The sequence below is a fragment of the Escherichia sp. TW09308 genome (genome assembly GCF_000208565.1).
Lineage (GTDB): Bacteria > Pseudomonadota > Gammaproteobacteria > Enterobacterales > Enterobacteriaceae > Escherichia > Escherichia marmotae.
Window position 1 is genome coordinate 4,042,445 of sequence record NZ_AEME01000001.1, and the last position, 21,969, is coordinate 4,064,413.

Consider the following 21,969-nt stretch of genomic DNA (forward strand, 5'->3'; position numbering starts at 1 on the left):
AATGGGGTAAGGGAAAAACAGACATTACTCGTTCAGCAACGTCAGCAGAGTGCGCGTTCGCGCTTCCATCAGCGGCACATCGCCGCGCGATTCCACATTCAGCCGCACCACCGGTTCAGTGTTGGAGGAGCGCAGATTGAAACGCCAGTCGGCAAAGGTCATGCTGATACCGTCGGTGCGATCCACCGCCAGCGCCTCGCGGCTAAAGTGCTGTTCGACGCGGTTAATTGCCTCAACGGGTTGCGCCAGCTTGCTGTTGATCTCCCCACTTGCCGGAAATGCCGTCATGCGGTCACGCACCAGTTCACCAAGTGTTTTCCCTTTCAGGCACACCAGTTCGGCTACCAGCAGCCACGGGATCATGCCGCTGTCGCAATAAGCAAAATCACGGAAATAGTGATGGGCGCTCATTTCGCCACCGTAGATGGCGTCTTCCTTGCGCATACGTTCTTTAATAAAGGCGTGTCCGGTTTTCGACATCACCGGCGTACCGCCTGCAGCGGTCACCACATCGACGGTATTCCAGGAGAGACGCGGATCGTGGATGATCTTCGCGCCAGGATTTTTTTCGAGGAACGCTTCTGCCAGCAGGCCGACGATGTAGTAGCCCTCGATAAACTGCCCTTTTTCGTCGAACAGGAAGCAGCGGTCGAAATCGCCATCAAAGGCAATACCCATGTCCGCACCGTGTTTGATAACCGCATTACGCGTATCGTCGCGGCATTCCGGCAGCAGCGGATTAGGAATACCGTTGGGGAAATTGCCGTCTGGCGTGTTGTGCACCTTGATTAATTCCACGGGGGCGTCGAGTGCTTTCAGACGATCTTCGATAGCATCCACCACCGGCCCCGCAGCGCCGTTACCGGCGTTGATCACCAGCTTGAGCGGCGTGAGGTTTTTGTGGTTGATATAACCGAACAGGTGATCAACGTAAGCGTCACGCAGGTTGATTTGCTGATAGCGACCACGTGTTGTTTCATCGACAGGCGGAAAGTCATTGGCTTCCGCCAGACGCTGGACGTCGCGCAGTCCGGTATCGCCGCTGATCGGGCGAGCCCCTTCGCGCACCAGTTTCATGCCGTTGTAATCCATCGGATTATGGCTGGCGGTGACTTCGATACCGCCATCTACGCCGAGATGGAACGTGGCAAAATAGATCTCTTCGGTGCCTGACATGCCGATATCCAGCACATCGACGCCCGCGTCCTGTAAACCTTTTGCCAGCGCCAGTTTTAAGGTTTCACTGGTGAGGCGGACATCACCACCTAATACAATGGTTTTCGGTTTAAGAAATTCGCCATAGGCGCGACCAATGCGCCAGGCAATATCTTCATTCAGTTCTTCGCCTAATTTTCCGCGAATATCGTAGGCTTTAAAGCAGGTTAATTTTTTCATGTCGATACCCTTTTTCAGGCAATAGTTGGCCCTGACCGAAGCGGCCAATTTTGTTTTTGTCGTTATTTACATCGCGATTCGGCATTCATTGCCTGATGCGACGCTACCGCGTCTTATCAGGCCTACAAAACCCGAACCACAGGTCGGATAAGGCGTTCACGCCGCATCCGACAGCCAGCGCCTGATGCGACGCTACCGCGTCTTATCAGGCCTACAAAATCCGAACCACAGGTCGGATAAGGCGTTCACGCCGCATCCGACAGCCAGCGCCTGATGCGACGCTACCGCGCCTTATCAGGCCTACAAAACCCGAACCACAGGTCGGATAAGGCGTTTACACCCGTCCGTAGCGATCCGAAAAACGCACCACATCATCCTCTTCGAGATAAGAGCCGGAGCGCACTTCAATTAAATCGAGCGGAATTTTCCCCGGATTTTCCAGGCAATGCGTCGCCCCCAGCGGAATATAAATGGACTCGTTTTCACCAAGCAGTTTGATATCACCGTCAATGGTGACTTTTGCCGTTCCCGCCACCACCACCCAGTGTTCTGCCCGGTGATGGTGCATCTGTACCGACAACCCCTCGCCCGGTTTCACGGTGATGCGTTTCACCTGGTAGCGGTCGCCTGCGTCGATAGAGTCATATTTGCCCCACGGGCGGTACACTTCGCGATGCACCCGATGCTCATGACGACCATCAGCTTTGATCTGCTCGACCACTTTTTTCACATCCTGCACCGCGTTCCGATCGGCAATCAACACCGCGTCTTTGGTCTGCACCACGACCAGATCTTTCACCCCAACGGTGGTCACCAGGCCAGATTCGGCATACACATAGCTGTTTTCGGTTTTGTGATTAATCACGTCGCCGTGGCAAACATTGCCCTCGGCGGTGTGTGCGCTGATCTCCCATAATGAGGACCAGGAACCGACATCGCTCCAGCCCGCATCCATCGGCACCACAACGGCATCTGCCGTGCGTTCCATGACCGCGTAATCCACCGACTCTTCCGGGCAGGCGAGAAACGCTTCTTCATCCACACGAATAAAATCGAGATCCGGATCGATGGCGCTCATCGCTTTTTCACAGGCGTCGAGAATATCCGGACGATATTTTTTCAGTTCTTCGAGATAGCGTCCGGCGCGGAACAGGAACATGCCGCTGTTCCAGTAATAATCACCGTTTGCCACATAGCCCTGCGCGGTTTCCAGATTCGGTTTTTCGACAAACTGCGCCACTTCAAAGGCCACCATATCCTGCTCGCCGGGGGAAACGTCGCCGCGACGAATATAGCCATAACCGGTTTCAGGTAGATCCGGCACAATGCCGAAGGTCACCAGCTTGCCCGCTTCGGCATACGGCATGGCATTACGCACGGCGCTGCGAAAAGCGTCCTCATCGGCAATCACATGATCCGCCGCCAGCACCAGCATTAACGGGTCGCTCTCGGGGCTATGGCGTTTTGTCGCCAGTGCCGCCAGCGCAATGGCGGGCGCGGTGTTGCGCCCTACCGGTTCGAGAATAATGTTCTCGGTGAGTTTGTTTAGTTGACGCAATTGCTCCGCGACAATAAAACGATGTTGCTCATTGCAAATCACCACCGGGCTTTCGCACTCCACGCCGTTCAGGCGGCAGATGGTGGTTTGCAGCATGGTGAGATCACCTTTCAGGCATAAAAACTGCTTGGGGTAAAGTACGCGGGAAAGCGGCCATAAGCGGCTACCGGAGCCACCTGCCATCACCACAGGATAGAGTTTCGACTGCGCCATAATTATCCCCGAATATCATTTATAAATTGACGTAACACGTTCTCTTTATCGAGCGTGCGTTCGGCATATTCACGTGCCACCGTGTTGTGTCTGGGCAGCAGGAGCGCCTGGCGGATCCCCGCCACCAGCGCCTCTACCGATTCCGGTTCTACGCAAACCGCAATACCTGGAAAGGTGGCGCAAAGCTGCCCCAGTTCTGTGTGGGCTTCTGCGGTAATCACCGCGTTACCGCCTGCCGCCAGAATATTGGTCAGTTTCGACGGCAATACGGCATCTGCCGCGCCGCGTTTTTGCACTACCAGATGGCAATCGCCCATCTTCAGCAGCGCGGGCAAGGCTTTATACGATTGCAGCGGGAAAAATTGCATGTTGCGCAGTCCACGCTGCTGCGCCATTTTTTCCAGCCGCGCTTTGCCGCCGCCCTGCCCGACAATGGCAAAAATCAACGGTTCATCGCGCAGGCGATCGGCGGCTTCAATAACGTTTTCCAGCCCCTGCTTTTCGCCAATATTGCCGGAGTAAAGAATGATTTTTTTGTTATCCGGCAGACCAAGCTGGTTACGAAGGGCGTCGACATCGGCCTGTGCAACGTGCTGAAAACGGGCGATTTCCGACCAGTTGGGGAAGAAGATGACTTTTTCCGCCGCCACGCCTTTTTCGATGGCTTTATTCATCATCGAGCGTGAAATCGTGGAGACATTATCAACGTTGTGCAGCCCGCTACGTTCGAACGCTGTTGCCAGGCGGGCCACTTTGCCGCCGTTGCCTTTTCCGGCAAGACCCAGCCCCAGCATGGCGTCCACTTCGTAATCCTGAATATGCAGCACGGTGCGCGCGCCAGAGAGTTTTGCCAGCAGGCGCATTCCCGGCGTGCAAAACAGCGTTGGCACCACGCCGATAATGCGATCCGGCCTCCAGCGGCGTTGCGCCATCAGCGGGAAGAAACTGCTGACGGCAAAACTGCCAAGATGCAAAAGGCGTTTCAGGGTACTGGGCTGTTCTGGCACATACAGCGGGCAGCGCCACACCGTGGCTGCGCCCTCTTCCCGTTTGTACCGCCAGGCGGAATAGTTCTCGCCCACCTGCCACTGCGGATAGTAAGGCGGCGCGGTAATGACCCGCACTTCATGACCTTGTGCTGCCAGCCATTCCACCATCTCGCCAGTGTATTTGCCGATACCGGTTAGCTCTGGCGAGTAGTTAATGCCGTAGACCAGAATTTTCATAAGCCAGGCACTCCGGCACGCTTCTCAGCGAGAAAATAGGCGCGGCTGTTCGCATGAACATCGTCACTGGCCAGCAGCGCGTCCGCCGTCAACCAGCGGTAATCGTCATGCTGTTCGTCCGGCAGCAACAGCTCTTCTTCCGCTACCCTGAAGCGAAAACCGAGCACCACATAGTGGGTGGTGAAATCTGTACCGGAGAAGTTATCGTCATAAAAATGCTGCCAGACGCCGTAAAACTGGCCTGCTTTCATCGGCAGTCGCAGCCCCAGTTCCGCCAGCGTCAGCCGCTCAAATGCGGCTTCCAGCGTTTCATCCTTCTGCACGCGCCCTCCCGGCACAAACCAGTAACCCTGCGCCGGGCGGTTGGTTCTTTTGCCAAGCAGGAACTCGCCGCGGCTGTTCTCGACAATAAAGTCGAGAGAGACAAGCGGGGTCGAGCGCACTACTGTGGCAAAGTCTTCCTGACGTAAAAACATCATTACCCCCGAAAACGCTCTTGATTCTCAAGAAACCACTGGTAGGTGCTGGCAAGCCCCGCCTCCAGTGAGATTTCGTGATACCAGCCAAGTTGATGCAGGCGTGTCACATCCAACAGTTTGCGCGGCGTGCCGTCCGGTTTGCTGGCGTCGAAAACTACCCGACCTTTGTAGCCCACCACTTTAGCGATAGTTTGCGCCAGCTCGCGGATGGTGCAGTCAACGCCGGTGCCGACGTTAATGTGCGACAGCATCGGCTGGGTGTTCTCCAACCAGACTTCGTGCGCCAGCTCCATCACATGAATGCTCGCCGCCGCCATATCATCGACATGCAGAAATTCGCGCATCGGTGTGCCGCTGCCCCACACCACCACGTCCGGCGCATTCTGTGCTGTCGCCTCGTGGAAGCGGCGCAGCAATGCAGGGATCACGTGCGAGTGACTCGGGTGGAAGTTGTCATGTGGCCCGTACAGGTTGGTCGGCATGACCGAGCGGTAATCGCGTCCATATTGGCGGTTGTATGATTCGCACAGTTTGATCCCGGCGATTTTGGCAATCGCGTAGGGCTCATTGGTCGGCTCCAGCGTCCCCTGTAACAACTCGCTTTCTGCCATCGGCTGTTTTGCCAGTTTTGGGTAGATGCAGGACGAACCGAGAAAGAGCAGTTTGTTCACGTCGTTCTGATGCGCGGCGTGAATGATGTTGCTCTCAATCATCATGTTCTGGTAGATGAAATCCGCCGGATAAGTATTGTTGGCAACAATGCCGCCCACTTTCGCCGCCGCCAGATACACCTGGTCAATGCGCTCACTGGCAAAGAAATCATCCACCGCGCGGCTGTCCAGCAGGTTCAGTTCGTCGCGGGTAAGCAATACCAGTTCCACATCGCCGCGCTGTTCGAGCTGGCGCTTGATGGCGGAACCGACCATCCCGCGATGGCCAGCGATAAAAATACGTTGTTTACTCATGCTTAAGACTCCAGCGCGATCGCCACGTCGTAGCCGTGAGATTTCAGCAGAGAGTGTTTTTTCGCTGCCTCAAGGTCGTTAGCCACCATTTCAGAGACCATCTCTTTGAGGGTGATTTCCGGTTTCCAGCCCAGTTTTTCGTGCGCTTTGGTCGGATCACCGAGCAGCGTTTCAACTTCAGCCGGACGGAAGTAACGTGGGTCAACGGCGATAATTACATCACCCGGTTTTACGCCTGGTGCGTCATGCCCGGTGACGGAAACCACTATGCCCTTCTCTTCAACGCCCGTGCCTTCAAAGCGCAGTTTGATACCCAGTTGTGCCGCCGCCATTTCCACAAACTGGCGCACGGAGTACTGAACGCCGGTCGCGATAACGAAATCTTCTGGCTGTTCCTGTTGCAGCATCATCCACTGCATTTTTACGTAATCTTTGGCATGACCCCAGTCACGCAGGGAATCCATATTGCCGAGGTACAGGCAGGACTCCAGCCCCTGAGCGATGTTGGCGATTGCGCGGGTAATTTTGCGGGTGACGAAGGTTTCGCCACGGCGCGGCGATTCATGATTAAACAGAATGCCGTTGCAGGCGTACATGCCATAGGATTCGCGGTAGTTGACGGTTATCCAGTAGGCGTACAGTTTGGCGACCGCATACGGAGAGCGCGGGTAGAACGGCGTAGTCTCTTTCTGTGGAATTTCCTGCACCAGACCGTACAGTTCAGAGGTGGAAGCCTGATAGAAACGGGTTTTCTTTTCCAGACCGAGGAAGCGGATCGCCTCCAGCAGACGCAGCGTGCCCATCGCGTCAACGTCTGCGGTATATTCCGGTGATTCAAAAGAAACCGCAACGTGGCTCATCGCGCCCAGGTTGTACACTTCGTCCGGCTGTACTTCACGCAAAATGCGCGTCAGGTTGGAGGTATCACTCAGGTCGCCATAATGCAGATGGAATTTCGGATTGCAGGTGTGTGGATCCTGATAAATATGATCCACGCGCTCGGTATTGAATGACGATGCGCGGCGCTTAATACCATGCACCTCGTAACCTTTCTCCAGCAGCAGTTCTGCCAGGTAAGAACCATCTTGTCCGGTTACGCCGGTGATGAGAGCGACTTTTGACATGTCTTATTCCTCTGTATTTTTTGAATTTATTCAGTTTCAACGCGTTTGCGTATCACCACTGCGGGGTTCCCCCGGCAAACCACATTTGCCGGAAGCGATTTAAAAACACTGCTTCGCGCACCTACGACGGTGCCGTCGGCAATAGTGACGCCGGGCGCGACAAAAACATCCGTCGCCAGCCAGCATTTCTCGCCAATCACAATTGGCAAGGCGTTAATAGTGAAATAGTCACTTGCGTGATCATGACTGCCGGTACACAAATAACTTTTTTGTGAAATTACCGAATGAGCGCCAATGGTAATTTCGCCAAGGGTATATAAATTAACCTCATCACCGATCCACGCGTAATCACCTAAAGTTAATTTCCATGGATAAGTAATTTTTACTGACGGGCGAATAACTACGTTTTTTCCTATTTTTGCGCCAAATAAACGTAACAAAAATGCCCGCCAGCGATACAATACTTGCGGTGACCAGGCAAATAATGTTGCCTGTACCGCCCACCATAATTGCACTTTAATCGCGTTGCCGCCCCGGAACCCTTTCGGCACCGAGAACCCACTTAAATCCTGCATCGTTTTCCCTTATATTCAGCTTTTGTTATATAAGGCTTTCGTCTTTGAGGTAGTACGCTGGCGTAAATGCCAGGATAATTCAGCCCAGAAGCCAGGCACATGTAATATTTGTCGTTGTACTTTTTTGGCGTCTGCACACAATTCCATATTATTGGTGGTAGAAATTCCACCCATGGAAAATTCAGACACCAGGCCATTGAGTTTTTTAAATGCGTAACCGGCCTTATACATTTTGGCCGCCAGCGCGTAATCGGAAGAAACTTTATATTCCAGATCATAGCGCCATTTTTTCAGACCAGAAACCGGGAAAAATATCGCCTGATGACTGGCGGGCAGACTGTGATAAATATACCAGCCAGGTTTGGCGCTACGTTTAATTTTATGGCCATCGCCAAAATCCAGCAGCGCATCGCCAGTGACCATCACGTTATCTTGTTGTGTTTTTAACTTACGCACAAAATTCGCGGCATTCGGGTGAAAGATATCGCCCGAGTTGAGAAACAAAGCAAATTTGCCTTGCGCCATCGCAATGCCTTTGTTCATGGCGTCGTAGATGCCGTTATCTGGCTCACTGACAAAGCGTAAGTTATTAACACCATTCAGATTCTCCAGATACTCACGGCTGCCGTCGTTCGAACCGCCATCGACAACAATCCATTCGAAGCTGATATCCTCCGCCTGCGCCAGATGCGTCAGGGAGGCGTGTGTTTTAACTATCCCTTCGAGATTACGAAACGCGACGGTGATTATGCTAAGCAACATGTTCTTACCTCGTAATACCCGTCATACTTCAAGCTGCATGTGCGTTGGTTTTCCTCGCTCCCCCCAGTCACGTACTCGTGTACGCTCCTGGGATTCGCTGTGTCACCAACTTCCTGCAACTCGAATTATTTAGGGTGTATATTTAACGCTTTTCGCAAAATAAACGGACAGACGATTAAAAATGCATATTCCGGGCTAAATATTGAACCGGTAAAAAACAGCGACACCGGAGTAAAAAGATATAATTGCACGCGAAAATTGCGGTTATCACCAAAAGCGTTGAGCATCATTTTTATCACTTTCCCCATGTACCACAGCGATAAAAACACCGCGAACCAGGAAAAATAAATAATCAGCAGATATAAACCATTGTCTATGGTTTTTCCGACATCCGCACCGTTAAATATTCCGAATGATGCGACATATTCATAAAGTGAGCCAAATCTGACCACACCGTCAATATGGGTCAAAGAATAACCGACCATCACCAGCGGACCAACAATACGATAATACGATGACGATCCTTCCGTACCTAAATCTCCCAGACGGGTGGAAATATAAGGAAACGCAATGACCACACCAACCAGGAATACAGCCAAAGAAATCAATGCCAGCGGTAATTTTTTCTTAATCGCCTCTTTATTCAGATACTGAAATGCCCACTCCAGCAAATAAAACAGGATAAAGGTCATAACCCCTGAAAACGATCCAGATAATATTATCCCTGCGAGAATCATAGCATCGGTTTTAGGGGTTTTGATACCAAACTGTTTGATACTGAGCCAAATTGAGATTAATGCCAGAGCGAAAAATGCTGGTTCGAAATAAAGTGCCGTGGTGCGCTTGCCACCGAATTTAATGAAATTCAGTACATAGCTGTTACTGTAAATCAGGTATTTCGAAATCGACTCCATAATACTGCTGCCGCCAGTAAGGATAATTTGCGCCATCTCCACCGCCGCCAGCGCCACCACCAGCCCAACCACCAAATAAAAGAAGCGTAATATCTTGCGGTGGTTGTGTGGCGAAATGGTTTTAAAGCGAATGCTCCACACCATGCCAATAATGATCACGATATAGACAAACAGCATCGTCGAGGTAACGTATTTGCTGGCATCCAAAGACTGACCAAACAGGTAGTTAAACGCCGTGAGTCCCGCACCAATCCCTAACGCTATCATCAATTTTTTAACGCTGATGCGCTCTAAAAACAGCAACAACAAGACAGGCAAAAAGGTGACGATGGTGATGGGAAAACTTTCGCCAAGCTGGGCGATTTTGACGTTAACCAGCAGGTAAATCAGCGGCAACAGCAGGTAGCTACAGATCCTGATAGAACTTGACATACTCCTCCAGCATCTGTTGTCCACTGTAGGCGGTGCGACTGCGCTGGCTGAACCCGGTAAGTGTGGTGCCAAATATCGCCTGCGCGATTTCTGGTTTACTTAACTGCACCAGTTGCAGCACTTCTTCTTCGCTGACGGTTTTACCGCCAGACTTTTGCAGCACTTCCCACGCCGCGTCGCTGTGAGTGGCAATCACCGGCACACCGATGGATAACGCTTCACACAAAATCAGCGGGTAGTTATCGACGCGAGAGCTAAATACCAGCGCATCCATTTGATTAAGCGCACTCATCAGCTTACGTTTGTCGGTTTCAAAACCGTGATTGACCACGTTGCCTGCGCTAAACGGCGAGAACTTACCGAAGGTATGAAGTTCGATTTTATCGCCCAGCGCCATCATTTCGCGTACCAGTCGCTGGTTAGTTTTGCCGTCATAACGCAGGTCATGCGCCACCACAGCGATTTTCGGCTTGCCCTGGGTTTCGCGCACCGGTGGCAGTTCCGCCAGAATTGCCTCGGTTGCCACGTCAATCCCGTTATTGATAATCCGGCAACGTCCAGGCCCGTACAGACTATTGAAAGCGTCAGCCACATGCTGGCTGGGGGAAATAAACTGACAGCCCAGCGCCAGCATCTCACGGAACAACTGGCGTTTGCCTGTAACTCGCTGGTGCGCGCGATCAACCTTCACCGGCGGATAGTTATTTAGAGTCGGGCATTTCTGACAGCCCGTTTTCCAGCCTTCACAACCGTCGGTAAAGGCGCAGCGTCCGGTGACACTCCAGTGGTCGTGCAGCGTCCAGAGCAGAGTGACATCTGGCTTGTGGTTTTTCACTTTTTCGCAAAATCTCACCACGTTGTTGAGATTCAACCAGTAACTGTGCAGGACATGAAAATGCAGCACCACTGGCCCCTGCGTGCGGGTAATGGTGCGATATAACGCATTAAAATTGCCGAACACGTCGCGGTTAAACAGTGGAAACAGTGCGATATTCGCCATCGCCGTCAGGCGTGGGGTGTGTTTAATCACCTGCGGATAGTTTTGATGGCTGACACTCTCTTTGCCGCCCTTGCCGTAGCCGTAGACAAAATGTGACGCCAGCCCCTGTTGCAGTGCGCGCTGGTGGAGATCTAACGCCACGCCTGCCGCCCCGCCCTCCGCCAGCCGCACATTAAATTGCAAAATATTCATTTAATTACCTTCACTCGCGCTTTTTCTCCCACCACCAGCGCGTTGTCCGGGACAGCATCGAGCACCACGCTGCCCGCGCCGACAGTCACGTTGTGACCAATGGTGATATCGCCAAGAATAATGACATTGGCACCGAGTTCGACGCCGTTGCCAATTTGGGGGCACGCCATGTTGTCGGCTCCTCGATTGCCAATAGTGACGCCGTGGCGAATGGTGAAATCATCCCCCGCCACCACGTTTTTATTGATCACCACCGCGTAGCCGTGATGGATGGTAAAACGACGTCCGATGGTCGCGGCAGCCTGGATTTCATAACCGAAAAAGCATTCAGTGATAATGCGATACAGCACCAGCAGCGGAACCGCCCACAGATTGTTGAGGACGTTCTTTTTGCGCCACACCGAGCAAAAATGGGCAACGCGATAGGCGAGAACCATGCAGCACGGGCGGAGACTCCAGCTATTGGCGCGCAGATCTTCCAGCATCCTTAGCGCCCCCGCAGCCCGTCCGCCAGACGTTTACCATTGCGCACTGACAACAGTGTCAGCAAAGTGCGCCAGGTCATGTGCTTATTGCGGATTTGATAGAGGGTAAACAGTTGATACTTTTTGCTGGCGCGGTCGAATTTGTCTTTGTGCTTGCGGTAAAAATGGAAGTATCCGGAGAATTTTTTCGGTGACGAGGTGATCTGCATTTCGCCGTGATTGATATGCAGGATCTGCGTCGCCTCTTCCACTTTCCACGGTTCGCCATACTCCACCACCATCCGCAGGAAGATGTCGTAATCCTGTGCTGCTTTCAGTTCGGTATCGAACAAGCACTCTTTGAAACGCCACGCCCAGGTAAAAACCTGATTGCCGATGATGTTGCGCTTGTAGAACAGGCGGCGTGAATACGGCGATTTAGGATACAGCGGCAGGCTTGCCGGTTGGGAATAGACTTCGCCCTGGCAAACGTAGTCGTTAGCGTACAAAAAGGCGTGAGTGACCAGTTGCTGTTTATGGGCGAGGAAGACACTCAGGCGGTTGGGTGTCCACTCGTCATCGTCATCGATCCCGGTGATGTATTCCCCTTGAGCCAGCATAATCGCCTGGTTGCGTACCGCGCAGGCTCCGTTGTTAATATCGTTGTGAATGTAGGTGATGCGTGGGTCATTGAGGGCTGTGACGTATTGTTGCAACTGTTCCCAGGACGTAGAGCAATCATCAACGATGATCATCTCCCAGTTGCTGTAGTCCTGGCGCAGGACCGATTTGATCGCCCGAATCGCCAGTTGTTGGCGGTTCCAGGTCGGCATATAGATTGAGATCAGCGGATTTTCTTTCATAGTTTGTTCTCCCGGCTTATGAGCTGGTTTGCTTGCCGGATGCGGCGTGAACGCCTTATCCGGCCTACGGGGCGGTGCGAATGCAGGTATCGGGAAACCGACCTCGTTATTTTGCATCCGACTTATATTCATATTCGTAGTAGCCATAATCCTGATACGCACTGGCGCGGCGGAAGATGGAGTTCAGAATCACCCCTTTCACCGTAATCCCGTTTTGCTCAAAACGGCTGAGGCTGGTTTCCACTTCTTTCAAGGTGTTGACCGCATAACGCGCCACCATCAAGGTGGTTCCGACATGACGCCCGACAATTGCCGCATCGGTCACTGCCAGAATCGGCGGCGTATCAATCAACACCAGGTCGTAGTTTTTACTCGCCCAGCTCACCAGTTCGGCAAAGCGTTCGCTCATCAGAAGTTCAGACGGATTCGGCGGCACCTGACCGCGCGGGATCAGGTCAAAATTAGGAATCGAAGTGGGTTTGGCACTGGCCGCAATATCACCCTTGCCAATCAGTAGCTCCGACAGGCCATTGACGTTATTGGTGCCGAGTAACTCGTGGGTATAGCCTTTGCGCATATCGCAGTCGATCAACAACACCCGTTTATTGGTCTGACTGATCACCGCGGCAAGGTTGGCACAGACAAAGGTTTTACCAATTGACGGGCTAACCCCGGTCAGCATCAGCACATTATTTTGCGCCTGCATCATCGCGAAGTGCAGGCTGGTACGCAGACTGCGGACGGCTTCAATCGCCAGATCGGTTGGATTCCCCACCGCCAACAACTGGCTCTGTTTGTAGCGTTTAATACCTTTAATCGTTTTGACACTATCGCGTGCTTTCTGCCATTCCGACAGTGGAATGCTGGCGTAAACGCTGATGCCATGTTCTTCCAGCACCTGTGGGCTTTCAATACCGCGATTAAACAGTGAGCGCAGCAACACGCCAACAATGGAGAGCATCAGGCCGAGGATAATCGCACCAAGAATAATCAACCCTTTCTTCGGTTTCAGTACACCAGGCTGGGTGATTGCCGGGTCAACAATACGTACATCACCGACGGTACTGGCTTCAGTAATTTTCAGCTCCTGCTCTTTATTCAGCAGTTGCATATAGACCTGTTGACCAGATTCCACATCGCGGGTCAGGCGCACAATCTCTTGCTGAGTTTTCGGCATCGCCGTCACCCGGCCGTTAAGTTTGGCTTTTTCGTCTTCCAGTGCCTGACGTTTCTCCAGCAAGGTACGGTAGGCCGGGTGGACTTTGGTATACAGTTTGGAGATTTCCGCCTCTTTAAAGGTCAGTTCGTTAAGCTGTGCGTCGATGTTGACCATCGAATCGAGCACTGCTTTTGCTTCCAGCGGTAAATCGACGGAATCTTTATCCTGACGGAAGGCATTCAGTTTGTTTTCAGCGACATCAAGGCGGCTGCGCACTTCCGGCAACTGCTGTGCGAGGAAGGCGAGGCTTTTCGACGCTTCTGCCGACTTACGTTCAATATTTTGTTCCTGATAGTTACGGGCGATGCTGTTAAGAATGTCGCGGATCTGTTCGCGATCTTCACCGGTATAAGTCAGGCTAAGTACACCAGCGTCTTTGCCGTTCTCCGTTACCGTCAGGCTATTTTGCAGTTGATTAATCATCCCGAGCGTGGAGTATTTCGTAACCGTAAACGCACTGCCCGGACTGGCGTGAATGGCTTCGACCATCAGCGCGACGCCCTCTTTTTTCAGCATCTGGCCTGCTTGCCCACGGGCGCTAAAGCCACCATCACTGATCAGGGTGTAGTTTTTGTTGTCCAGAACGTTAAGCGTAAATACCTGATCCGCCATCTCTTTTGGACGGTTAAAGGTGGTCACTTTCACCGTCTCGTTCTGGCGTCCCATCAGACGATCCCAACCCGCACCGAAAATCGGGAACGTGTTTTTGCTCACCGCAATATCAAGGTCGAGATCGTCAACCGTTTTGCCGAGCACCAGACGCGATCGAATCAACTGGATCTCGGCGTCCGATGCTGGCGGTTTGTTGGCTAACGCCGAACCGATGTCCTGCACCAGCGAATTACCGCCACTTTGTTCGATTTGAACCAGTGCATCGGCGCTGTAAATCGGCGTGGCGAAGAAGGTGTAAATCACGGCACAGAGGGCGAATACGGCAGTGATGCCAAGCACCCACCAGCGTGCTTCAATGACGGTGCCGACCAGACGACCAATATCGATTTCATCACTGCCCGTTACCGGAGCGGCATGTTGTTTTACTTTTTCTGTCATTCTTATACCTGCTCTGCGTTCAATGCCTGCGCCCACTGGCGGGCAGACCGTTCAAGTAATGTGTACACCGCTGCAAACGTTTCCCGACTTTTGCGATAGGGGTCGGGGATTTCACATTCGTTATCCCAGTGACCAAACAGCATCACTTTGCCGCGCATCTCCGGCGCTATCTCGCATAAACGGGCGATATGGCGCTTTTCCATGGTCAAAATCAGGTCGTAGTTGCGACACAGGCGGCGGCTGATTTGCCGGGCGCAGTGACCTTCCAGAGACAGTTGATGTTCTGCGGCGACGCTGATGGCGGTAGGATCAGCGCCTTTACCTACCAACGCACCGAGCCCAGCGGACTCCACTTTCAGCTCAGGGTGATAACGTTGCAGTAAGCGCTCCGCCGTCGGGGAGCGGCAAATATTGCCGACGCAGACAACTAAGATGTTGTTAAACATGACGATTACCAGTTATGAATGTCGCTGGCTGTATCCGTCATGTAACGGACACCGCTAATAGTTGGCAGCAACTGATTGATCAGGCGGTTCCAGCGGGAAACCGGGGCGGTGGTGACATACACCACGTCGTAAGGCTGGAGGCGGAATTCCGTCGCCATCACCAGCGAAGTGGCATCGGACATATCCAACTGGTAGATGTTGGCAATCTTGCCGCCGCGCCCGCCCTCGCCTTTCAGTGGACGAATGACAAAGATGCCGCTGGCGTTAGAGGTGGTCATATCAATACCTTCGGCATTGCCCAGGGCTTCAGTCAGGGTCATGCCGCTAAAGTCCATTTTCAGGGTGCTCTGTTTCTTCACTTCGCCCATCACGAACACTTTCAGATCGTCATTACGCGGCACGTAAAGAATATCGCCCGGATAAAGCAGTCGGTTCTGGTTGAGATCGCCGTTTTGCATCAGCGCCTGCAAAGAAATACGTTCTTCGCGGCCATTGTGTGTCAGAACGACGTTGCGCCAGTCGGCGGTGTCGGTCAGGCCACCAGCGGCGTTAATGGCATCGAGAATGGTCAGCGGCACGTTGGTAATGGCCTGCTGACCGGATTTATTCACCTGGCCGGAGATATAGGCTTTTTGCGAACGGAAGGCGGCGATATTAACGTCCACCTGCGGGTCAGCGATGTATGTCGCTAAGCGGCGGGTAATATCACTGCGAATTTCAGCGAGAGTTTTGCCCACCACGTGAACCTTGCCAATATACGGATAGAACATGGTGCCGTCAGGCTGTACCCAGTTACCGGCATCGCTGGAGCTGCGGTACTGACCGGCAGGCGTGGTGAGTTCAGGGTGATCCCAGACAGTGACGTTAAGAACATCGCCAGGTCCAACACGATACTGGTAATTAGCAATCTCACTTTCCAGCGTCATATTAGGGCGCGCCACGTTGGGGCGTGGGCGTAATTGATCAACCAGACGTGGGGTAAGCGGATAAACATTCACCATTTTGTCGAGATCGAAATCAGCGTCCTGCTGTTTGATGACGTCTTTACCCATCGTAGACATATTGCTGCCCGGAAGTACTGTGCAACCGCTTATCAAGGTTACTGACACCAATAATGGCATCAATTTCATTTTGGATTTCATCATTGTTTATTTATCACTTTGGCAGAGTCATTATCCTGTGCATTATTCGTCGCAATATCACTATGCACATTTACCTTGCAGTTAATTGAATAAAAATTTAACTGGCATCAGTCCTAAAAAAATTGATTTCATCCGCAGGCTATTGACAGAATAATTCAGACTCATCGTTCAGGCATCCAGACACGCTACCGCCCCTGGCTTTTTAGCTACCAATACACTGATTTGGTTCAAATTTTACAACCCTTTCACCATGCAACAGTCTATGTGAAAGCATTATTCCGGAAATTATTTCCCCGACTATAAGATAGCATTATGGTAATTAAATATTTGCTCTCCAATAATTCAGGAAGAAGTGTTACAGCTAAAGGAATAGCAGGCAAGGTAACAAATCGGTAATTGACTATTTTTAAGAATTATATGAAGGCTATTTTTTGTATCTTTTAGGAGTTTCTTTATATTGACAATATTTAATATACCACCTCCATATGCGATATTTCTTAAATATATTTGCGATAAGAGAGTTATTTTCAACACAAAATAAAGGGGATTGATTACCGGATTCATTGTGAATAAAAATCTGATAAGTCATGCCTGAGCATTGCAATTTGGCGCATCATTATCCATGATCGAATTGTGACATTTGTCATACAACGAATAGGTATTGCACTTACTATGGAATGGATTGCCGATCCGTCTATCTGGGCCGGGTTAATCACGCTGATAGTGATCGAACTGGTCCTCGGTATTGATAACCTGGTCTTTATTGCCATCCTCGCAGAAAAACTACCGCCGAAGCAGCGCGACCGCGCACGAGTTACCGGACTACTGCTGGCAATGTTAATGCGCCTGTTACTGCTGGCGTCAATCTCCTGGCTGGTCACTCTGACCCAACCGCTGTTTAGCTTCCGCTCGTTTACCTTTAGCGCCCGCGACTTAATCATGCTGTTCGGTGGTTTCTTCCTGCTGTTCAAAGCTACGATGGAGCTGAACGAACGGCTGGAAGGGAAAGACAGCAATAACCCCACACAACGCAAAGGAGCGAAGTTCTGGGGCGTGGTGACGCAGATAGTCGTGCTGGACGCCATCTTCTCTCTCGACTCGGTGATTACCGCCGTTGGGATGGTCGATCATTTACTGGTAATGATGGCCGCCGTCGTTATCGCTATCAGTCTGATGCTGATGGCCAGCAAGCCGTTAACTCAGTTCGTTAATAGCCACCCAACCATCGTTATACTGTGCTTAAGTTTCCTGTTGATGATTGGCTTTAGCCTGGTCGCGGAAGGTTTCGGATTCGCCATTCCGAAGGGGTATTTGTACGCTGCTATTGGTTTCTCAGTGATGATCGAGGCGCTCAACCAGTTAGCCATCTTTAACCGACGCCGTTTTCTTTCCGCCAACCAGACGCTGCGTCAGCGCACAACCGAAGCAGTGATGCGCCTGTTAAGCGGGCAAAAAGAAGATGCAGAACTGGATGCCGAAACCGCGTCAATGCTGGTGGATCATGATAATCAGCAAATCTTTAATCCGCAGGAGCGGCGGATGATCGAGCGGGTACTCAATCTGAATCAGCGTACCGTCAGCAGCATTATGACCTCACGTCACGATATTGAGCATATTGATCTCAACGCCCCGGAAGAAGAGATCCGCCGGTTACTGGAGCGAAATCAGCACACGCGTCTGGTCGTTACCGACGGTGACGACGCCGAAGATTTGCTCGGTGTTGTTCACGTTATCGACCTGCTGCAACAGTCGCTGCGCGGTGAACCGCTCAACCTGCGGGTGTTAATTCGCCAGCCGCTGGTATTTCCGGAAACCTTGCCATTGTTACCTGCCCTCGAGCAGTTCCGTAACGCTCGCACGCACTTTGCTTTTGTGGTGGATGAGTTTGGCTCAGTGGAAGGGATTGTGACATTAAGTGACGTCACCGAAACCATCGCCGGGAACCTGCCGAACGAAGTGGAAGAGATCGACGCCCGTCATGATATTCAGAAAAACGCCGACGGCTCCTGGACGGCGAATGGCCATATGCCGCTGGAAGATCTGGTGCAATATGTGCCGCTGCCGCTGGACGAGAAGCGTGAATATCACACCATTGCCGGGCTGCTGATGGAATATTTGCAGCGCATTCCACAACCTGGCGAAGAAGTACAGGTAGGGGATTATTTGCTCAAAACGTTGCAGGTGGAGAGCCATCGCGTACAGAAGGTGCAGATTATTCCGCTGCATAAGGAAGATAATTTGGAGTATGAGGTGTGAGGGCATGTAGGCCTGATAAGACGCGTAAAGCGTCGCATCAGGCGTTTCATTCAACCGGGAGAGTATGTGACATTGAAGGCTGTTCCGTTCACTTTATGTTCCTCGCTACTTTGGAACGCTCAAGCCGGTGAACGTGCCAGGGTGGCTCAATCGCCACCACCCTGGCAACCCGGGCTCCCGGCGGTAAATCGCCGCTGGCGCGGTCCCCTCATCTTATTCCTTTCGGCTATCGGGTACGGGCGCGAGGTAACATCCCTGTAAAACGCGCCCTCAGCCCACATCCATGTGGGCTGCCCCGGCCTACAGGAAACGATTCGGCGATTTACAGCCGGACCAACACCCTCGCTGAAATACCTTACTTTTACTGATGATTCATCTTTGCTGAAAGTAATCTACGTGATTGCCTGATGCGACGCTTTACGCGTCTTATCAGGCCTACAAATTATGTCATCTGGAAACTTACATCTTCTCCAGCAACTTCTTCACATCTTTACCATTGCGGGAGTCTTTATTGCGCTCAGCCCAGTCGTTCAGGCGACGTTTGGCTTCGTCCTGTAACTGTTTACGCAGCAACTGATCCACTTGCAGACTGTAATTGAGTTGCTGCCAGTTGCCATAAACCCGCAGCGGAACCGGTGTTTCTTTGAAGAATTCAACCAGCTTGCTTTCTCCGTTCCAGCCGCCAACGACACGAATATCAAACTGGGTGTCACAGGTTTGCTCTGCCAAATTCAACGTACCAGCCCCTGTCAGCGCCAGCACTGGCGATTCACCCTGCATGTCGTTTAACGTCACGACGCCATTATTTAGCGTCAAATCCGTCGTAAAACGGTCAAGCCGTGTCACATTATCGAAGTTTTCAGCAGCCTTCACATCACCGCCGTTACGTTCTACCGCCTGCTGGATCATCTGCTGGAAGTTCATCCCTTCCATGCGCGTGTCGGCCATTTCAACATGCGCCTTCCCTTGCCAATTATGGCGGAAATCTTCCGCATCAATGTCAGCACCGGAGAAATCACCGGCCAGCGACATTTTGCCGGTCAACGAAATCGGATAGTTAAACGCCTTCAGAATAGTGCCAATCTCAACGTTTTCCAGCCGGGGTTGAAAGGATATCCGCGGATTTTTTACCGTCGAGTCCAGCGTGCCCGGCAGCGAAACTTGCCCACCGTTGAGTTTGCCTTGCAGTTGGATAATCTCCAACAAGCCCGACTTGTTGGTCATTTGCGTGGCGACATCGGTAAAATTCATTCCGCGCCAACGCACGTTATCAGCCTGCAACAATATATCGGCGGCAAAACCTTTTAACCCCTGGTAGGCTGGCTCATCAATACGCGAGGAAATAACGGGACGTGGTAACGTTGGTTGATTCTGCCCCTGCTGCGCAGCACCGATTTCACCGTTAACTGTTTCATTAAGCGGGATTAAGTTATCGAGATTAAGCTGCGGGAATTGCAGTCTTAACAACCATTCCGGCTTCTCTGTCAGCGTGACCTGCGCTTGCCCACTGAGCGTACTGTCGTTAGCGGTCAAATTGATTTGATGAAATGACAGACGTTTATGTGGCTCTTGCCACTGGGCCTGGAAACTCCCCTGCCCCTGAATACCTTGTTTTGGCAAGTCTGCGCCCTGCAACTGCCAGTTAATTTGTTCAATAGCCGCCGTTAAATCTTGCGGATAATCAGAGGCATCCACCGTGCCTTTGAGAGATAACGTGAGATCGCGCTGGTCGCGATTAACCCGCCCGGAGAACTCAAACGAGCCACGATGTTGGGGATCTTGCTCCATTTGCAGACGGATATTGCGAATCGTCACCTGCTCGTCATTTTCATGCTGGAACACCAGCACACTGTCAGCTACCTTCAGGCTGGAGATATCAAACGACCAGCCGCGACCTTCTGACAGCTCCGGCAACGTATTATCGCGCGGCGCAACGGGGGCATCTTCACTCCGCACCGCTTCTGTCTGCGGCGTCAGTTGAATGACTGCGCCTTTCAGCATCACCTGCTTAACGCTCAGTTGATGGCTCAGTAGCGGTAAAAGCGCCACATCAAGGCGCATATTATCGGCTCGTACCAGCGGCTGGCTGGCACCCTGGGCGGTAAGGGACATGCGCCCGGAGAGAATACTAAGTTGCGGCCAGACGTGCCAACGCAGTGGCCCGTCCAACTGCAATTGATAGCCGCTACGCGCAGCAACCTGCTTGACCATATAGTCGCGGAAATCATTCGGATTCACCAGCAACACTAGCGCAGATAACCCGGCCACCAGCACGACCAGGAGTATCATCAGCGTCGTCAGAAATCGTCTCATGGAATCCTCAATGGGCCTGAATTAGTCTTTATCGATTCGACTGGCGACCGCGCCCTGCTGGTTGCGATATTTCGCATCTTCACGGCGGTTGTATGGACGCGCTGCCGGGCCGGAAAGCGGCTCAAAGCTCAGCGCGCCAATTAACATCCCCGGGCGCAGCGCCAACGGCAGTTTACCGGAGTTGTAAAACTCCAGCACAATGCAGCCAGACCAGCCCGGATCGATACGGTGTGCGGTGACGTGCACCATCAGCCCTAAACGCGCCAGTGAAGAACGCCCGTCCAGCCAGCCCACTAAATCAGCAGGCAAGGTTACCGACTCCAGCGTCACCGCCAGCGCCAGCTCACCTGGATGAAGAAAAAACGCCTCGTTTTCATCGAGCACGATCTCATCGCTCATCACGCGATCAAGGGCCGCGCTCACTTCGTCTTTAGGACCGCTCAGATCGATAAACGCTGCCGTGTGGCCCCGGAAGGTACGAAATTTATTGCCCAGGCGCACATCCACCGTCGCGCCATTAATACGTTCCACCGGCGGACGTGGGTTGATCGACAAACGGCCTTCATCAAGCCAGGCTTCAATATCTCGGTCACACAGACGCATGGCATTTTCTCCTTTCGCGCATCACTCCCTTAACGCCTTTTACGTCAAGGGCATACCAGGTTATCACTGAACGGTACACAATTTACCAGGCTTATTCAAAGAACTGACTTATTTTCGCTTTCAATATATCGATCGCGATGCGGTTTTTACCGCCGCGCGGCACGATAATGTCGGCATATTGTTTGGAAGGTTCAATGAATTGCAGGAACATTGGGCGCACGGTTTTTTGATATTGCGCCATCACCGAATCCATCGAACGCCCGCGCTCGTTAACATCGCGCTTGATGCGGCGCATCAGGCAGATATCCAGCGGGGTATCAACAAAAATGGAGAAGTTGAGTTCGTCACGTAAACGCGCATCCGTCAGCAGCAAAATGCCTTCGAGAATGATGACTTTCTTCGGTTCAACCTTCACCGTTTCTTTCATACGCGTATGTTCAACATAGCTGTAAACCGGCAGGTCAATAGCCGAACCACGTTTCAGCGCTTGTAAATGCTCAAGCAGCAGACTGTGATCCATCGCACTCGGATGGTCGTAGTTGGTCTTAACGCGTTCTTCCATCGACAGATGGCTTTGATCTTTGTAGTAGCAGTCTTCCGGAATAACGCCGATGTGTTCATCACCCACTTGTTCACGTAATTCACGATAAAGGGTACTGGCAATGAGACTCTTGCCGGAAGCCGATGCGCCAGCGATACCGATAATGACGCACTGATGAGACTGATCAGTCATAAATTTAGCGACCTGATTAACCTGGATGTTAGGAAGGGGGTGCCG

19 protein-coding genes are annotated in these 21,969 nt (G+C 52.1%); 1 reads left to right on the top strand and 18 read right to left on the bottom strand.

What is annotated here, in order from left to right; genetic code table 11:
- Positions 1–24 precede the first annotated feature (24 nt).
- The 15 genes from cpsG to wza form a co-directional block, all read right to left on the bottom strand.
- Entirely contained in the window at positions 25–1,395 is a 1,371-nt protein-coding gene (gene cpsG / locus ESM_RS0119575) for a colanic acid biosynthesis phosphomannomutase CpsG (protein WP_010379828.1), read from the bottom strand.
- A gap of 334 nt (positions 1,396–1,729) precedes the next feature.
- Positions 1,730–3,166, bottom strand: coding sequence for a mannose-1-phosphate guanyltransferase (cpsB, locus tag ESM_RS0119585; RefSeq protein WP_000079312.1), 1,437 nt, complete (start codon positions 3,164–3,166; stop codon positions 1,730–1,732).
- Between the two features lie 2 nt (positions 3,167–3,168).
- On the bottom strand, positions 3,169–4,392 hold the full coding sequence (gene wcaI, locus ESM_RS0119590; protein WP_000699674.1) for a colanic acid biosynthesis fucosyltransferase WcaI: 1,224 nt from the start codon (positions 4,390–4,392) through the stop codon (positions 3,169–3,171).
- Positions 4,389–4,868, bottom strand: a complete 480-nt coding sequence (gene gmm / locus ESM_RS0119595; RefSeq protein WP_000479830.1) for a GDP-mannose mannosyl hydrolase — start codon at positions 4,866–4,868, stop codon at positions 4,389–4,391. The genes wcaI and gmm overlap by 4 nt, the downstream gene beginning before the upstream one ends.
- 2 nt (positions 4,869–4,870) lie before the next feature.
- Positions 4,871–5,836 (bottom strand): GDP-L-fucose synthase, encoded by a 966-nt coding sequence (fcl, locus tag ESM_RS0119600; RefSeq protein ID WP_000043582.1) that lies wholly within the window; start codon positions 5,834–5,836, stop codon positions 4,871–4,873.
- Between the two features lie 2 nt (positions 5,837–5,838).
- Positions 5,839–6,960 carry a GDP-mannose 4,6-dehydratase gene (gene gmd / locus ESM_RS0119605; RefSeq protein WP_000048206.1) on the bottom strand — a complete coding sequence of 374 codons (1,122 nt, stop codon included), beginning with the start codon at positions 6,958–6,960 and terminating at the stop codon, positions 5,839–5,841.
- A 26-nt stretch (positions 6,961–6,986) separates the two neighbouring features.
- Positions 6,987–7,535 (bottom strand): colanic acid biosynthesis acetyltransferase WcaF, encoded by a 549-nt coding sequence (wcaF, locus tag ESM_RS0119610; RefSeq protein ID WP_001153571.1) that lies wholly within the window; start codon positions 7,533–7,535, stop codon positions 6,987–6,989.
- A 15-nt stretch (positions 7,536–7,550) separates the two neighbouring features.
- On the bottom strand, positions 7,551–8,297 hold the full coding sequence (gene wcaE / locus ESM_RS0119615) for a colanic acid biosynthesis glycosyltransferase WcaE (protein ID WP_000927095.1): 747 nt from the start codon (positions 8,295–8,297) through the stop codon (positions 7,551–7,553).
- 125 nt (positions 8,298–8,422) lie between these two features.
- On the bottom strand, positions 8,423–9,643 hold the full coding sequence (wcaD, locus tag ESM_RS0119620) for a colanic acid polymerase WcaD (RefSeq protein WP_000099000.1): 1,221 nt from the start codon (positions 9,641–9,643) through the stop codon (positions 8,423–8,425).
- Positions 9,618–10,835 carry a colanic acid biosynthesis glycosyltransferase WcaC gene (gene wcaC / locus ESM_RS0119625; protein WP_001023865.1) on the bottom strand — a complete coding sequence of 406 codons (1,218 nt, stop codon included), beginning with the start codon at positions 10,833–10,835 and terminating at the stop codon, positions 9,618–9,620. The genes wcaD and wcaC overlap by 26 nt, the downstream gene beginning before the upstream one ends.
- Complete coding sequence (gene wcaB, locus ESM_RS0119630; protein WP_000888754.1) at positions 10,832–11,320, bottom strand: colanic acid biosynthesis acetyltransferase WcaB; 489 nt, start codon at positions 11,318–11,320, stop codon at positions 10,832–10,834. The genes wcaC and wcaB overlap by 4 nt, the downstream gene beginning before the upstream one ends.
- 2 nt (positions 11,321–11,322) lie before the next feature.
- Positions 11,323–12,162 (bottom strand): colanic acid biosynthesis glycosyltransferase WcaA, encoded by an 840-nt coding sequence (gene wcaA, locus ESM_RS0119635; protein WP_001516637.1) that lies wholly within the window; start codon positions 12,160–12,162, stop codon positions 11,323–11,325.
- Between the two features lie 106 nt (positions 12,163–12,268).
- The gene (gene wzc / locus ESM_RS0119640) at positions 12,269–14,431 is read right to left on the bottom strand and encodes a tyrosine-protein kinase Wzc (protein WP_000137202.1); all 2,163 of its coding nucleotides are present in this window, start codon (positions 14,429–14,431) and stop codon (positions 12,269–12,271) included.
- Between the two features lie 2 nt (positions 14,432–14,433).
- Positions 14,434–14,877, bottom strand: a complete 444-nt coding sequence (wzb, locus tag ESM_RS0119645; protein ID WP_000482894.1) for a low molecular weight protein-tyrosine-phosphatase Wzb — start codon at positions 14,875–14,877, stop codon at positions 14,434–14,436.
- 5 nt (positions 14,878–14,882) lie between these two features.
- A complete protein-coding gene (gene wza, locus ESM_RS0119650) occupies positions 14,883–16,022 on the bottom strand; it encodes a polysaccharide export protein Wza (RefSeq protein WP_000978108.1) in 1,140 nt (379 codons plus the stop codon).
- A 669-nt stretch (positions 16,023–16,691) separates the two neighbouring features.
- On the opposite strand from wza, the gene ESM_RS0119655 reads away from it, so the two are divergent.
- On the top strand, positions 16,692–18,275 hold the full coding sequence (locus tag ESM_RS0119655) for a TerC family protein (RefSeq protein ID WP_000454698.1): 1,584 nt from the start codon (positions 16,692–16,694) through the stop codon (positions 18,273–18,275).
- Between the two features lie 459 nt (positions 18,276–18,734).
- On the opposite strand, the gene asmA is transcribed toward ESM_RS0119655, so the two are convergent.
- From asmA to udk, 3 genes are all read right to left on the bottom strand, one after another.
- A complete protein-coding gene (gene asmA / locus ESM_RS0119660; protein ID WP_001252379.1) occupies positions 18,735–20,588 on the bottom strand; it encodes an outer membrane assembly protein AsmA in 1,854 nt (617 codons plus the stop codon).
- Positions 20,589–20,609: 21 nt separating this feature from the next.
- Entirely contained in the window at positions 20,610–21,191 is a 582-nt protein-coding gene (gene dcd, locus ESM_RS0119665) for a dCTP deaminase (protein ID WP_001234771.1), read from the bottom strand.
- A 91-nt stretch (positions 21,192–21,282) separates the two neighbouring features.
- Positions 21,283–21,924, bottom strand: a complete 642-nt coding sequence (gene udk, locus ESM_RS0119670) for a uridine kinase (protein ID WP_000132077.1) — start codon at positions 21,922–21,924, stop codon at positions 21,283–21,285.
- Positions 21,925–21,969 lie beyond the last annotated feature (45 nt).